We start from the raw sequence: 13,331 nt of genomic DNA, 5'->3' as shown, positions 1-13,331 counted from the left end.
TCTACAACAGAAAACGATATGCGGGGGCCCTTCCTTACCCGCCGTCCCGGGGTTGTGGGTCGAGTAGGCCCAGTCGGTGGGCGACCGCGGCCGCCTCGATCCGGTTCGCCACGTCCAGCTTGGCGATGATCCGGGAGACGTGCACGCTCGCCGTCTTGGGCGAGATGTAGAGCCGCTGCGCGATCCGGCTGTTGCTGTGCCCCTCCGCTACCAGCCGCAGCACCTCCTGCTCGCGGGCGGTGAGCAGGTCGGTGCCGGGCGCCGCGCCGGGCCCGGTCCGCAGCCCGAGCCGCCGGGCCAGCGTCGCCGCCTGCTCCGCCAGGGGTACGGCCGCCAGCTCACCCGCGATCGTCGAGACCTCCTCGAGGGCGCTCGCCGCCAGGGTCCGGTCCCCGGCCGTGGCCGCCGCTTCGGCGAGCCAGAACAGTGCCCGGCCGAGCGGGTACCGCTGACCGTCCACCCGCCACGCCGCCACCGTCTCCTGCCAGCACGGCACCGCCTCGGCAGCCTCGGCGAGCGTCGCCGACACCTGGGCCGCGTACGCCACCTCGGCCGGATAGCGGGCGGCGAGTCCGGTGCGCGCCGCGCGTACCCGCTCGGCGAGTTCCGGGTCGGCGGCCGCCACGGCGGCCCGGGCGGCGGCGGCCAGCGCCGGCCAGGCGTACCGGGGGTCGGTGTGAAGTCGCCGGTTGAGCAGGGCCCGGGCGGCCTCCACCGCCGCCGGGACGTCCCCGCCGGCCAGCGCCGCCTCGACCCGCAGCTCGTGCAGCGGCAACTCCAGCGGCAGGTACGGCCGGCGGAGGAAGCCCAACGCCCGGGCGACCAGCTCGTCGGCACCGACCTGGCCCCGGGCGAGCCGCAGCCCGGCCCGCAACTGCAACCAGTGGTACCCGTTGATGCCGGGCAGGTCGAGCCGGGCCGCCTGCCCGCACAGCTCGTCGGCCTCGTCCCACCGGCCGAGTGCGATCAGCGCCTCGGCCTGGTTGGAGAGGAGGAAGGCGCCGGTGGAACGGTTGATCCCGACCCGCCTCGCCTCGGCGTACCCGGCGGCGGCCGCCTCGGCCGACTCGGCGTACCGGCCGACCTCGCAGAGCGCGTCGGAGCTGACCACCAGGGCGGTCACCAGCGCCTGCGGGTCGCCCGCCGCCCGGGCCAGCTCGACCGCGCGGCGCAGGTCGGCCAGCCCGGCATCCGAGGAGACCGCGCGGCTGCACACCCAGCCGGCGGCGAGCGTCGCGCTCAGCACGGCGTCCTCGTCGGCGAGTGCGGTCGCGGCGGCCACCGCCTCGGCGGCGATCCGGGCGCCCTCGGCCCGGTCGACCCGGGCGATCTGGAAGGCGATCTCGGCGAGCAGCCGGGCCCGCTGCGGATCTCCGTCGACGTCGGCGACCAGCGCGTACGCCGCGCGCAGGTCCTCGGCGCCGTCGGACTTGCCGAGGATCCGGAGCAGCCGCCCGCGCAGCAGGCGTACCCGGGCGGTCCGGACGGGCTCGGCCGCACCGTCCAGTTCGGTCAGCAGGGCGCGGGTCAGCGCCAGCGCCCGGCCGTAGTCGCCGGCGGTCGAGGTCGCCGAGAGGGTCGCCTCCAGCACGGCCAGGTGGTCGCGGCCGAGCCGTTGCTCCGCGTCCGGCACCTGCTCCCAGAGTTCGAGTACCCGCTCCAGCAGCCGCCCCTGCTCGGCGTACGCGTACCGGGAGCCGGCCGCCTCGGCGGCGGCCCAGGCCGCGGTCAGCGCCCGGGGGTAGTCGTGTGCCGCGTACCAGTGGTGGGCCAGCTCGGCCGGGACCCGGCCGTCGGCGACGAGCTGCGGCTGCGCCTCGATCGCGGCCGCGTACCGGGCGTGCAGCCGGGCGTGCTCGCCGGGGAGGAGGTCATCGTGCACGGCCTCCCGGACCAGCGCGTGCCGGAACTCGTAGCCGCCGTCGGGGTCGGCGACCACGAGCTGGGCGGCGACGGCGGCCCGGAGCGCCTCCTCCAGCTCGGTCTCCGGCACTCCGGCTACCTCGGCGAGGAGTTCGTGGGCGATCCGGGTGCCGCCGGCCCCGGCGATCCGGAGCACCCGCTGGGCCGGCTCGGGCAGCCGGTCGACCCGGGCGAGCAGCAGGTCGCGCAGGGTGTCCGGCAGGTCGGCGCAGCCGCTCGGGTCGCTGGCGGCGGCGAGTTCCTCGACGAAGAACGGGTTGCCCTGGGTCCGGTCGTGGATGGTGTCGATGGCCCGGTCGCTGGGTTCGAAGCCGAACAGGTCGGCGAGGACCTGACCGGTACCCTCCCGGTCCAGCCGGTCGAGTTCGAGCCGTTCGACGCCCCGGGCCCGGTCGAGTTCGGCCAGGAACGGGCGGAGCGGGTGTCCCCGGTGCAGCTCGTCGGAGCGGTAGGTGCAGATCAGCAGCACCCGGGGCGGCCGGACGGCGCGGGCCAGGAAGGCGATCAGGTCCCGGGTCGACCGGTCGGCCCAGTGCAGGTCCTCGATCACCAGTACCAGCGGGCGCTGCGCGGCGAGCCGGGTGAAGAGCCCGGCGACCAGCTCGAAGAGGTAGCCCCGGTGCGGGTCCAGGGAGAGTCCCGGCGCGTCCGGCGCGCTCCGGGTGTCGGCGCCGGCCGGCACCGCCCCGAGCCGGTCCAGCTCGGGCAGCAGGCGGGCGAACTCCCGTTCGTACCCCTCGAAGGCCGCCGGCCCGTCGCGGCGCAGCACCTGGCGGAGCGCGGCGGCGAACGGCGCGAACGGCAGGCCCTGTTCGCCGAGTTCCAGACACTGGCCGACGAGGAGCTGGTTGCCCTCGGCGACGGCGTGCCGGCCGAACTCCTCGATCAGCCGGCTCTTGCCGACACCGGCCTCGCCGCCCACCAGCAGCGCGGTCGGCTCGTCGGTCCGGACCCGCTTGAGCGCGTCCCGCAGGACAGCGAGTTCGGACTGACGGCCGACGAGAACGCTGCTGGCGGCGCGAGTGGTCACGGGATCGAGGATGCCACGCCGGGCCGGATCTTCGAAGATCCGGACGCCGGCCCCGGCCGGCTGGCCGGAACGGCCGGCCGGGCCGGTGCCCGCGGCGCCGGGCCGCCCGTCGACCCGGTCGGGTCGCCGGACGGCGAGGGCCGGTTCCCGGTTCACCTAGGCGGCCGGGGCTCGGGACGCGGCGGAGTCGAGCCGCCGTTTCCGCGCGGTGCGCCTCGGGTCCCGCCGGGAACCGCGAGCCACCGAGGAGGCCAGCCGCGCCGAGTCGGCCTCCGCCCGCAGTTCGGCGGCGTGGGTACGGTGCAGGGTGAGCAGGAAGTGCGGGTCGGTGCTGAACATCGTTGAACTCCGTTCGTTCGGGTTCCTCGTCGCTGATGTCCACTCTTCGCCGGAAGGCACCCCGGCCACATTGGCGTTCCGCCTCATCTCCGCCCGGCCGACCCCCTTAGTTCCGCCCATCGGCGGTGCCGTACGGCCGTAAGGTCCTTACCCGGCCCAGCTCGCCGGCCGGGCGCCCCACCACCCGGCCGGTGCCCCACGGCCCCGCCCGACCTGCCGGTACGGTCGGGGAGCGGCCGGCCCCGGGTGCGGTGCCCGGCCGGGGATCGGGCCGGCGGCCCCGGCCCACTAGACTCCGTTGCATGGCAAAGGCGCAGGAGAAGGTGTCGTTCGGCCAGCGGCTGAAGCAGATCGGGATGGTGTTCTCGTTCACCGCCAAACGCGACAAGTGGTTTGTGCCGCTCGCCGTCGTCGCGGTGCTGGTCCCGATCGCGCTCACCGTGGTCGCGGTGCTGTCCTGGGGCTGGCTCTGGCTGCCGATCGGCATCCTGGTCGCCCTGCTCGCCCTGCTCATCGTGCTCAACCTGCGCTCGAACCGGGCGATGATGAACGCCGCCGAGGGGCAGCCGGGGGCGGCGGCCCAGATCCTGGAGAGCATGCGGGGTGACTGGCGGGTCACCCCGGCGGTCAGTTCCACCACCCAGATGGACATGGTGCACCTGGTCGTCGGCAAGCCCGGGGTGATCCTGCTCGGCGAGGGCAACCCGCAGCGGACCCGCAGCCTGCTCGGCCAGGAGAAGCGGCGGCTCGCCAAGGTGATCGGCACGGCGCCGCTCTACGACTACCTGATCGGCCAGGGCGAGGACGAGCTGTCGATCCGCAAGCTGCGTACGACGCTGTTGCGGCTGCCGCCGAACCTCAAGGGCAAGGACGTGAACGCCCTGGACAAGCGGCTGAAGGCGCTCTCCGCGGCCCGGCCGCAACTGCCGAAGGGCGCGATTCCGAAGAACATGCGCCCGCCCAAGGGGGCCTTCCGGCAGATGCGCGGCCGGTAGCCGGGGTCAGGGCCGGTAGCCGGGGTCAGGACGGGCAGGCCCGGCTGGTCGAGGCGGGCACCACCTGCTGGGCCGGGGCGAGCCGGTCCGCGACCTGCCGCAGCATCGCCGCCGTGCCGCGACGCAGCCGGCCCGGGCCACCGCCGGGGTTCGACTCCCGGTCCGGCCGGACCGGTGCCTCCGGCCGGGCGGACCGGACGTGTCGCTCGGTCGCACCGAGCGCGAGGTGGTAACCGACGGGATCCATGGTCACTTCCTTTCGACGGGACCGGTCGAGGCGCGGACGACCAGGTCGGTGGGGAGTAGCACCTGACGGTCGGCGGGATTCTCCGGCGGCTCCAGCAGCAGCCGGCCGGCGATCGCGCCCTTCTCCACCGCCGGTTGCCGGATCGTGGTGAGCCCGGCGGTGGCGGCCTCCGGGATGTCGTCGAAGCCGGTGACCGAGACGTCCCGGCCGGGTCGCAGGCCCCGGGCGGCGAGCGCGTCGAGCACCCCGAGCGCCAGCAGGTCGGTGATGGCCAGCACCGCCGTGGGCCGGTCCGCGCGGTCGAGCGCGTACGCCGCCGCGTTGGCGCCCTCGGTGCGGCTGTTGGCGGCGGCGTTGCAGAGCAGCAGGTCGGGCCAGTCGACTCCGCCCTCGGCCAGTCCCTCGGCGAAGCCGCGCAGCCGTTCGCGGGTGACGTCGTACCGGATCTCGGCCGGGTCGGCGACGGTGACCGGTCCGGTACGGCGCTGCGCGACCAGGAAGTCGGAGACCACCGCGACCCGGCGGTGCCCGAGCCGGGCGAGGTGACTGCCGACGGTACGGGCGGCGGCGGCCTCGTCGATCCCCACGTACATCGTCTCCGGCCCTGCCCCGGCGGGTCGTTCGGCGGCGACCGTCGGCAGCCCGCGTGACCGGGTCACGTCCAGCGCACCGTGCCAGGCCGGTACGCAGTAGACGCAGAAGCCGTCGACCACCGCGTTGCGGACCGCCTGGATGCCGGTCTCCTCCTCCGACTCGGAGAGCGGGACGAGCAGCAGGCCGCTGCCGTGCCGCTCGGCGGTTTCCGCGATGCCCCGGAGGAACTGCACGGCGTAGGGGTCGGTGAAGGCGTAGGAGAGCGCCGAGGTGAAGAGCACGCCGATCGCGCCGACCCGGCCGCGTCGCAGCGACCGTGCCGTCGGGTCCGGTCCCGGGTAGCCCAGCCGGCGGGCCGCCTCGTGGATCTTCTCGCGCAGCGCCGGTGACAACTGGTCGGGCCGGCTGTAGGCGTTGGAGACCGTGCTCCGGGAGACGCCTACGGCGTCGGCCACGGTTTGCAGTGTCGGCTTCACCGGTCCGCCTTCTGTATCGATCCAGTAGACCTTCTGGATCGATACAGTACGCCGCTCCAGCGCGATTCGCCAGTCTCGATCCCCTCGATCCGCCGCCCGGAACGGAGCGAAAGCCGGGAGAGAAGAGTTCGGCCCCGTGCGGGGCCGGAGCCGGGGTCAGCGGGTGGGTGCGGCTCCGCCGACCGGTCCGGGCGACGGCACGGGCACCACGATCGAGCCGGCCGCCCGGTCGTGCAGGCCACGCCGGCGCTCGTCCATGATCACCGCCGGGACCACCAGCCCCAGCAGGGTGCCCCGGAGTAGCGCGCGGAGGATGCCGATCCGGCCGCCGTCGGCGTACCCGACGCAGCTGATCCGGCACACCCACATGCCCGGGGTCTGCGCGAAGAGGCCGACGAAGAAACCGTAGACGACGATCAGCGTGAGGACCGGCGCCCAACTGTCGGCGATCGGGTCGGCGTAGAGGTTGGTGGCCAGCAGGCAGAGGATCCAGTCGATGCTCAGCGCAGCGAACCGGCGCGACAGGCTCGGCAGCGGGCTGCTCGGGTCGGCCGCCGGCCCGAGCGGAGCGGCACTGTTCTGCGGTGTTGCCACGGTCGACCAGAGTATCGGGCCGCCACCGCCACCGACCGGCTGGCTCCGCCGACCGGGACGTTCGACACCACGGACACCGGCCCGACCGCGCCGCCGCGCGTCCCCGCCGCTCCCCCACCACTGCCGCGCCGGCCCTCGACGACCAGCGAAACCCGACAAACTGAGCCAACCCGTCAAACCGGAGTATCATCCCGGAGTAGACCCGGGCCGATCACCTGCGGGGATCACGCTCCGCAGACGACGTAACACGGCAGAAACATCAGAGACATGCTCGGGCAATCGCATGGCCATAGCGTCGCCACCAGCCTAGCCATCAGTGGACGTGCCAGGAGGACGTGTGTTCGCCAACCCCGAGGAACTCCTGCGATACCTCAAAAACGAGGACGTAAGGTTCGTCGACGTTCGTTTCTGTGACCTGCCCGGCGTGATGCAGCACTTCAACCTGCCGGTCGAGTCGTTCGACGAATCGGTCTTCACCGACGGTCTCGCCTTCGACGGATCGTCGATCCGTGGTTTCCAGGCGATCCACGAGTCGGACATGCTGCTGCTCCCCGACGTCGCCACCGCCTTCATCGACCCGTTCCGGGCACAGAAGACGCTCGCACTGAACTTCTTCATCCACGACCCGTTCACCCGCGAGGCATACTCCCGGGACCCACGCAACGTGGCGAAGAAGGCCGAGGCCTACCTGGCGGCCAGCGGCATCGCCGACACCGCGTACTTCGGCCCGGAGGCCGAGTTCTACATCTTCGACTCGATCCGGCACGAGACCTCGGCCCACCAGGCCTTCTACTACATCGACTCGATCGAGGGCGCCTGGAACAGCGGCCGCGAGGAAGAGGGCGGCAACCGGGGGTACAAGACCCCGTACAAGGGCGGCTACTTCCCGGTCCCGCCGGTCGACCACTACGCCGACCTGCGCGACGAGATCGTCCAGCGGCTGCTGGGCGCCGGTTTCACCGTCGAGCGCTCGCACCACGAGGTGGGCACCGCCGGCCAGGCTGAGATCAACTACAAGTTCTCCACCCTGCTGCACGCGGGCGACCAGCTCCAGCTCTTCAAGTACATCGTGAAGAACACCGCCTGGGCGAACGGCAAGACCGCGACCTTCATGCCGAAGCCGCTCTTCGGCGACAACGGCTCGGGCATGCACACCCACCAGAGCCTCTGGCTGAACGGCGAGCCGCTGTTCTACGACGAGACCGGCTACGCCGGCCTCTCCGACATGGCCCGCTGGTACATCGGCGGCCTGCTGCACCACGCGCCGTCGCTGCTGGCCTTCACCAACCCGACGATCAACTCGTACCGCCGGCTGGTCCCGGGCTTCGAGGCTCCGGTGAACCTGGTCTACTCGCAGCGGAACCGCTCCGCCTGCACCCGCATCCCGGTCACCGGCAGCAACGCCAAGGCAAAGCGGGTCGAGTTCCGGGTGCCGGACCCGTCGGCCAACGTCTACCTGGCGTTCTCGGCGATGATGATGGCCGGGCTGGACGGCATCAAGAGCAAGATCGAGCCGCCGGAGCCGATCGACAAGGACCTCTACGACCTCCCGCCGGAGGAGTGGGGCTCGGTCAAGCAGGTGCCCGGCTCGCTGCCCGAGGTGCTCGACTCGCTGGAGGCCGACCACGACTTCCTGCTGGAGGGTGGCGTCTTCACCCCCGACCTGATCTCCACCTGGGTGGAGTGGAAGCGCGCGAACGAGGTCGACCCGGTCCGGCTGCGGCCGACCCCGCACGAGTTCGCGATGTACTTCGACGTCTAGCCCAACCGTCGCCCGGGGTCGTGCGTTTGCATGCCCCGGGCGGTACGGCACGACCACGGAACGCCGTCCCGGTCGCCCCTCGGGGGATGACCGGGACGTTTCGTTTCGGCCGACCGCATACATCCTTCACCGTTATACCTTGGTGAGCGATATACTCGCCCGCATGAGTACACCTGTCCCGCTGCGGGAACCGACGTTCCTGATCCTGACCGCCCTCGCCCGGGAGCCGATGCACGGCTACGGCATCGTCACCGAGGTCGCCGCGCTCTCCGACGGCCGGCTGGCGCTGCGGCCCGGAACCCTCTACGGCGCGCTCGACCGGCTCTCCGACGAGGGCCTGGTCGAGCCGGACCGGGAGGAGGTCGTCGGCGGCCGGCTCCGCCGCTACTACCGACTCACCGACAGCGGGACCGCCGCGCTCACCGCCGAGACCGAGCGGCTACGCCGGAACGTCGAGGCCGCCAGCCAACGCCTGCGAGTTCGTAGCGCCCGAGGGTCCGAGGGATCAGCCATCCGTCCGGCGCCGGCAGCCCGCCCCGCCGTCCGGCTCGCGGGAGGCCCGGCATGACCGACCGGTCCGGCATCGCCGAACAGCCCGACAGGACCGGACAGGACGGACCGATCGCCGAGGTGAGTCCGCTGGAGCGGCGCTACCGGCGACTGCTGCGCGCGTACCCGAGTCGCTACCGGTCGAGTCGGGGCGACGAACTGGTCGGGACGTACCTCGATCTGGTGGACCCGGATCGGCGCCGGCCCTCCCGGCACGACGCCGTCGACGTGCTACGCGGCGGGCTGCGGCAACGGTTGCGCGAGCAGGGCGCCCTCGGGCTCGCCGCAGCCCTGCCGATCGCCGCGACGATCGCCGTGAGCACGCTGGGCGCGCTCGCGGCGTTCCTGCTCATCCAGGTCGAGTTCACGAACCTGCCGGCCCACGTGCTGCCCGCGCAGGTCGGGCCGGCGCAGACCCTCGGCGTGTTTCTCTGGATCGGCTGGCTGCTGGCCGCGCTCGCCACGACGGTACTGCCGGCGGGCTGGGCACGCCGGGGCATCGCCGCCGCCATCCTGCTGACCCTGGCCGCGATCCCGGCCGCACCGCTGTCCGGGCTGCCCCGGCCCCCGCTCTACGTGCTCGTCCCGGTGTTGGCGTTCGGCCTGACGGCGCTGGCGTTGCCCGCCCGTCCCGGCTGGGCGGGCCGAATCCCGCCATTGCTCGGGGCGCTGACCGGTACGGCCGTGGCCGCGCTGTTCGAGGTCGCCGAGAACGGCGGGAACTGGTTCACCAGCTACTACTCCACCGCCGAGGTCCTGGGGATGGCGAGTGTGGGATTGGTCGGGCTGGCTCTGGTCTTCGGCCTCCTCCGGGCGGTCACCGGCGACAGCAGGGCACTGTGGTCGGTCGTACTTCTCGTCACCCCGGCCAGCCTGCTCGGGATCCGACCGATCGCCCACTGGTACTGGGGTGGCGCCCTGACCTGGTACGAACTCCTCGCCACCGCCGTCGTGCTCCCGCTGGCCGGCGCGAGCCTGCTACTGGCCGTGGTCGCCTGGCACGGCGCCCGGTACCGGGCGATCCGGGCACGCTCGGTCGGCAACCCGTGCCCGACCTGCGGGCACGTCTGGAATGTCGAGCGGCGGGCCGACGCCGGGAGCGGCCGGGTAGTGCCCTGACCAGCCCGACCCGGGAACGGGGCTTCCGGCACGTCCGGACGATCGAGTGGCGGGTGTCGGGTGCGTGTTTCGTGCGCCCCGGGCAGCCGTACCTCGGCCCGGCCGAAGACCGAGACTGGCTGACGCCGGGCAACCTTCCCAACCACTGCTGACCTGCCTCCTCACCCGACGGATCGGGGTGCCGGAGCAAGCTGGGCAAGGAGTTCACGTACCACGTCGACCAGCAGGTCGATGTCGGCCTCGGTGGTCCGCCAGTTGACGATCGCGGGGCGGAGCGCGACCCGGCCGTCGTAGACGGTGGTGCCGACGAAGACCCGGCCGTCGTCGAGCAGGGCCGCACCGAGCCGCCGGTTGAGCTCGTCGAGTTCGTCCGCCGGCACGTGCGCCGGGGCGGCCCGGAAGCAGACGATGCAGAGCGGCACCTCGGCCAGCCGTTCCAGGTCGGGCGCCTCGTCCACTCCTCGGGCGAGGCGCTGGGCCAGGTCGAGCTGCCGCTCCACCATCGCCCGGTGCCCCTGGCGCCCGTACGCGGCCAGGGTCGCCCAGATCGGCATCGACCGCGCCCGGCGGGACGACTCCGGCCCGTGCAGGGCGTAGTCGACCGGCCCCGGCTGACCTGACCACAGTGGACTGCCCGGCCCCGGTAGGTAGGTCGTGCCGGGCATCCCGAACGCGACCGGCAGCCGGGCCGGTTCGCGGATGAAGGCGAAGCCGCTCTCGTACGGCACGTTGAGCCACTTGTGCCCGTCACAGGCGATCGAGTCGGCCCGCTCGATCCCGCGCAGCAGGCCCGCGGTCCGGGGCGAGAGCGCGGCGAAGAGCCCGAACGCGCCGTCCACGTGCAACCAGGCGCCGTACCGCTCGGCGATGTCGGCGAGCACGTCGACCGGGTCGAAGTCGCCCGCGTTCACCTCACCGGCGTTGGCGACCAGCACCGCCGGCCCGTCCAGCTCGGCGAGACGCCGCTCGATCGCCGGCAGGTCGACCCGGCCCACCCGGTCCCGGGCGTACACCTCGGCGGTGTCCCGGCCGTGGCCGAGCATCTGCAACGCCTTCCGGGCGCTGGCGTGCAGGTAGCCGCCGGAGAGCACCGGCATCCGGGGCAGCGTCACCAGCCCGTCCGCCGCGACGTCCACACCGTGCTGCTCGGCCCACCAGTGCGTGGCGACGGCCAGCGAGGTGAAGTTCGCGAAGGTGGCGCTGGCGACCAGCGCCCCGCCGTACCGGTCGGGGAGTCCGAACAGCTCGCGCAGCCAGCGCAGCGCGATCGCCTCCAGCTCGGCGGCGAGCGGCGAGGAGGCCCGGAACCCCGCGTTCTGGTCCAGCAGCGCGGCGGTCCAGTCACCCGCGAGCGCGGCCGGGGTGGCGCCGCCGATGACGAAGTGGAAGAACCGTGGCCCGCTGGAGTGGGTCGCGGCGGTGCTGCCGATCCGGAGCAGCCGCTCCAGGGCGGCCGCCGATCCGACGCCCCGCTCCGGAAGCCCACCGTCCGGAGCAGCGCCGTCGGCCGGGCCGCCGCCATCGGGTGCGCCGCCGAGGGGCGTACCGTCGAACAGCTCGCCGGCACGATGCCCGGCACCGGCGCCCGGAGGCTCACCACCGGCGGTGGTCCGGGCGGGCTCGCCCGGTCCGGCGAGTTCGGCGAGCAGGGCCTCGGTGGCCCGCTCGTGCACCGGGCGGTCGGCGAGCGAATCCAGGTATGGACCGGCCGCCTCGTAGACCTGGCGCAGCACCGCCTCCGCCGAGCCCCGATCGTCCAACGGGTCGCCCACGCGCTCCTCCTCCGCTCCGGGCGCGGCCTGCGGCGCGCCGTCCGCCCGGGTCGGAGCCCGGCGGTCCCACCCTGTCACCACCGCGCCGGGCGGGGGCAGGGCCAATCGCCGGACGGTGGTACCGCGACGGCTGGGTGGCGGTCGAGTCCGGTGGGCCGGCTCTGCCGCCCCGGTCAGCGGCGTGGCTCGGGTCCGGGAGGCCGGGGCGTGGGTGGTTGGCGCGTTCCGCCGCCGGAGCTGGAGGCGAGCCACACCTCCTGGACCAGTCCCGCCGTGCCGCCGGGGATCGGCCACCGGGACCAGAGCGTACGCAGCGCGGCCACGTCGACGAGTTCCTCGTCGACGCCGCTGCCGTCCCAGCACTGGACGAACCGGCGGGTCGGCCCTCGGAGGAAGACCTCCAGGAAACGCGCCTTCGGCCGGGGCGCGGTGACCACCTCCGGCAGTAGCCCGGCGGCGATCTCGGCGACCAGCCGGTCCCGGGGCGGACACCGACGCCGGCCGTCCGGTCCGGTCAGGGTGGTCAGGAACCCGGGGTCGAGCAGTGGGTTCACCACCGCCACGCCGTGCGCGGCACCGAGCGCGGCCAGGCTGGCGCAGGTCAGCCCGAGGTCACGCCGACGGACGTGCCAGGCGATCCGGCGGTCGAGCCGGCGCGGTTCCCGGCGCCGTTCCGCCCGGAAGGCGCGGTGGATCTCCGCCGACACCTCCGGCCGCAGCCAGGGGAACATCTCCGGACCCGGTCCGCGCATCCGCAGTACGGCCCGGAACTGGCCGGCGCTCCGGCGCAGCCGTACCCGCAGCGGACCGGAACGCGCCCGGCGCCAGCCGCCGAGCACCTGGTCGCCGCCGGCACCGGTGAGCATCGACCCGCCGGTCGCCAGCTCGACGATGGGCAGGTGCAGGTGCAGGTTGGCGGGGTGCCGCAGGCCGTGCCGGCGCAGCAGCCGTCCCGCCGTCGGACCGACCAGGTCGAGGTCGTCGTCCGCCTGGAGCAGTTGCCAGTCTCCGATGCCAAGGGCCTGGACGATCCGGTCCTGCCACCGCGACTCGTCGGCCCGGGGTGCCCCGGTGAACCGCCAGGTGACCGGCACCGGGTGCGGCAGCCCTTCCCGCCGGGCCACCCGGAGCGCGACCGCGAGCACGAGTGACGAGTCCAGCCCGCCGGAGAAGCTGACCACGCACGGCGGTCGGCGCAACGCGGGGAGCACCGCCTGTTCGAGGGCGCCCAGCGGGGTCACGGCCCGCTGCCGGACCGGTATGGTCTCCGGCGGCGTCCAGCCGAGCGACCACCGGGCCGGCCCGGGTCGGTGTGCCGGCGGCTCCGGTACGTGCCCGAGGACCACCCCGGAGGCGATCTCGCGTCGGGTCAGCCGGGAGGCGGGAGGATCAGCCACGGGTGAGCGTCCCCCGGCACCGGGCCGAGCGCGGGGCCAGGCCGAACCTCCACATCGCGGCCGGCACCAGTACGACGGTGGTGCCGAGCGGCGCCTGCCGGACCGGCGTACCGGAGAAGGTGTCGACGCCCGGCTCGGCTTCCAGCCGGCGCACCTCCGCGGACCGGTCGGGCGCCGGCAGCCGGAGCCGGGCGACCAGCATCAGGCCCGCTGCGGGTACGGCGCCCCGGTGCCGGTCACACCGACGCCGGTCACACCGACCCCTCGTCACCCGCGCCGCCGAGCCCGTCGTCGGGGCCGACGGTGTCGCCCCGGGTCAGCTCGGCCCGCGTGCCCAGCCGGCGCACCGTCGGTGCCTGGCAGTCGGCGGGGCCGTCGTCCGGGTGCCCGGCCGAATCATCCCGAATGAGGTTCACCAAAAGTGCCTTTCATTCAAGACCGGGAGCAAATGGACAGTGAGATGGTACCGCCACCCGATACCGCCCTCCCGCAACGACGCGTCGGGCTCTCGACCATCGCAGTCACGCCGCCCCG

The 13,331-nt window shown here is 73.7% G+C and carries 13 protein-coding genes; 4 read left to right on the top strand and 9 right to left on the bottom strand.

Annotated features, from left to right (window positions below):
* Positions 1-34 precede the first annotated feature (34 nt).
* On the bottom strand, positions 35-2,953 hold the full coding sequence (locus V1634_RS10060; RefSeq protein WP_331207485.1) for a helix-turn-helix transcriptional regulator: 2,919 nt from the start codon (positions 2,951-2,953) through the stop codon (positions 35-37).
* A gap of 156 nt (positions 2,954-3,109) precedes the next feature.
* Positions 3,110-3,292 (bottom strand): hypothetical protein, encoded by a 183-nt coding sequence (locus tag V1634_RS10055; protein WP_331207484.1) that lies wholly within the window; start codon positions 3,290-3,292, stop codon positions 3,110-3,112.
* Positions 3,293-3,594: 302 nt separating this feature from the next.
* Between V1634_RS10055 and V1634_RS10050 the strand changes: the two genes are divergently transcribed.
* On the top strand, positions 3,595-4,287 hold the full coding sequence (locus V1634_RS10050) for a DUF4191 domain-containing protein (RefSeq protein ID WP_107261650.1): 693 nt from the start codon (positions 3,595-3,597) through the stop codon (positions 4,285-4,287).
* Positions 4,288-4,312: 25 nt separating this feature from the next.
* On the opposite strand, the gene V1634_RS10045 is transcribed toward V1634_RS10050, so the two are convergent.
* The 3 genes from V1634_RS10045 to V1634_RS10035 form a co-directional block, all read right to left on the bottom strand.
* Positions 4,313-4,534 (bottom strand): hypothetical protein, encoded by a 222-nt coding sequence (locus tag V1634_RS10045; RefSeq protein ID WP_331207483.1) that lies wholly within the window; start codon positions 4,532-4,534, stop codon positions 4,313-4,315.
* A gap of 2 nt (positions 4,535-4,536) precedes the next feature.
* On the bottom strand, positions 4,537-5,583 hold the full coding sequence (locus V1634_RS10040) for a LacI family DNA-binding transcriptional regulator (RefSeq protein WP_331207482.1): 1,047 nt from the start codon (positions 5,581-5,583) through the stop codon (positions 4,537-4,539).
* Between the two features lie 177 nt (positions 5,584-5,760).
* Positions 5,761-6,198, bottom strand: a complete 438-nt coding sequence (locus V1634_RS10035) for an RDD family protein (RefSeq protein WP_407951746.1) — start codon at positions 6,196-6,198, stop codon at positions 5,761-5,763.
* A gap of 337 nt (positions 6,199-6,535) precedes the next feature.
* On the opposite strand from V1634_RS10035, the gene glnA reads away from it, so the two are divergent.
* The 3 genes from glnA (at position 6,536) to V1634_RS10020 (ending at position 9,628) form a co-directional block, all read left to right on the top strand.
* Positions 6,536-7,960: a type I glutamate--ammonia ligase gene (gene glnA, locus V1634_RS10030; protein ID WP_331207481.1), complete on the top strand. Its 1,425-nt coding sequence runs from the start codon at positions 6,536-6,538 to the stop codon at positions 7,958-7,960.
* 163 nt (positions 7,961-8,123) lie between these two features.
* On the top strand, positions 8,124-8,528 hold the full coding sequence (locus tag V1634_RS10025) for a PadR family transcriptional regulator (protein WP_331207480.1): 405 nt from the start codon (positions 8,124-8,126) through the stop codon (positions 8,526-8,528).
* Positions 8,525-9,628, top strand: coding sequence for a GlsB/YeaQ/YmgE family stress response membrane protein (locus tag V1634_RS10020; protein ID WP_331207479.1), 1,104 nt, complete (start codon positions 8,525-8,527; stop codon positions 9,626-9,628). Before V1634_RS10025 ends, V1634_RS10020 begins: the two co-directional genes overlap by 4 nt.
* 161 nt (positions 9,629-9,789) lie before the next feature.
* Here the strand turns inward: V1634_RS10020 and V1634_RS10015 are convergent, their stop codons facing one another.
* The 4 genes from V1634_RS10015 to V1634_RS10000 form a co-directional block, all read right to left on the bottom strand.
* Positions 9,790-11,400, bottom strand: a complete 1,611-nt coding sequence (locus V1634_RS10015) for a pyridoxal phosphate-dependent decarboxylase family protein (protein ID WP_331207478.1) — start codon at positions 11,398-11,400, stop codon at positions 9,790-9,792.
* Positions 11,401-11,573: 173 nt separating this feature from the next.
* Positions 11,574-12,797, bottom strand: coding sequence for an asparagine synthase-related protein (locus V1634_RS10010; protein ID WP_331207477.1), 1,224 nt, complete (start codon positions 12,795-12,797; stop codon positions 11,574-11,576).
* Positions 12,790-12,999, bottom strand: coding sequence for a hypothetical protein (locus tag V1634_RS10005; protein ID WP_331207476.1), 210 nt, complete (start codon positions 12,997-12,999; stop codon positions 12,790-12,792). Before V1634_RS10005 ends, V1634_RS10010 begins: the two co-directional genes overlap by 8 nt.
* 49 nt (positions 13,000-13,048) lie before the next feature.
* A complete protein-coding gene (locus V1634_RS10000) occupies positions 13,049-13,213 on the bottom strand; it encodes a hypothetical protein (protein WP_331207475.1) in 165 nt (54 codons plus the stop codon).
* Between the last annotated feature and the right edge of the window lie 118 nt (positions 13,214-13,331).

The organism is Plantactinospora veratri, assembly GCF_036421995.1.
In the GTDB taxonomy this organism is placed as follows: Bacteria; Actinomycetota; Actinomycetes; order Mycobacteriales; family Micromonosporaceae; genus Plantactinospora; species Plantactinospora veratri.
Note: the sequence above shows the minus strand (reverse complement) of the source record. Positions and strands in the feature narration are given on the sequence as shown.

Bases quoted from the DNA above. Each gene is read 5' to 3' on its own strand.
- V1634_RS10020 (WP_331207479.1), top strand. From the start codon at position 8,525: ATGACCGACCGGTCCGGCATCGCCGAACAGCCCGACAGGACCGGACAG.
- V1634_RS10045 (WP_331207483.1), bottom strand. From the start codon at position 4,534: ATGGATCCCGTCGGTTACCACCTCGCGCTCGGTGCGACCGAGCGACAC.
- V1634_RS10005 (WP_331207476.1), bottom strand. From the start codon at position 12,999: ATGCTGGTCGCCCGGCTCCGGCTGCCGGCGCCCGACCGGTCCGCGGAG.
- V1634_RS10025 (WP_331207480.1), top strand. From the start codon at position 8,124: ATGAGTACACCTGTCCCGCTGCGGGAACCGACGTTCCTGATCCTGACC.
- V1634_RS10050 (WP_107261650.1), top strand. From the start codon at position 3,595: ATGGCAAAGGCGCAGGAGAAGGTGTCGTTCGGCCAGCGGCTGAAGCAG.
- V1634_RS10055 (WP_331207484.1), bottom strand. From the start codon at position 3,292: ATGTTCAGCACCGACCCGCACTTCCTGCTCACCCTGCACCGTACCCAC.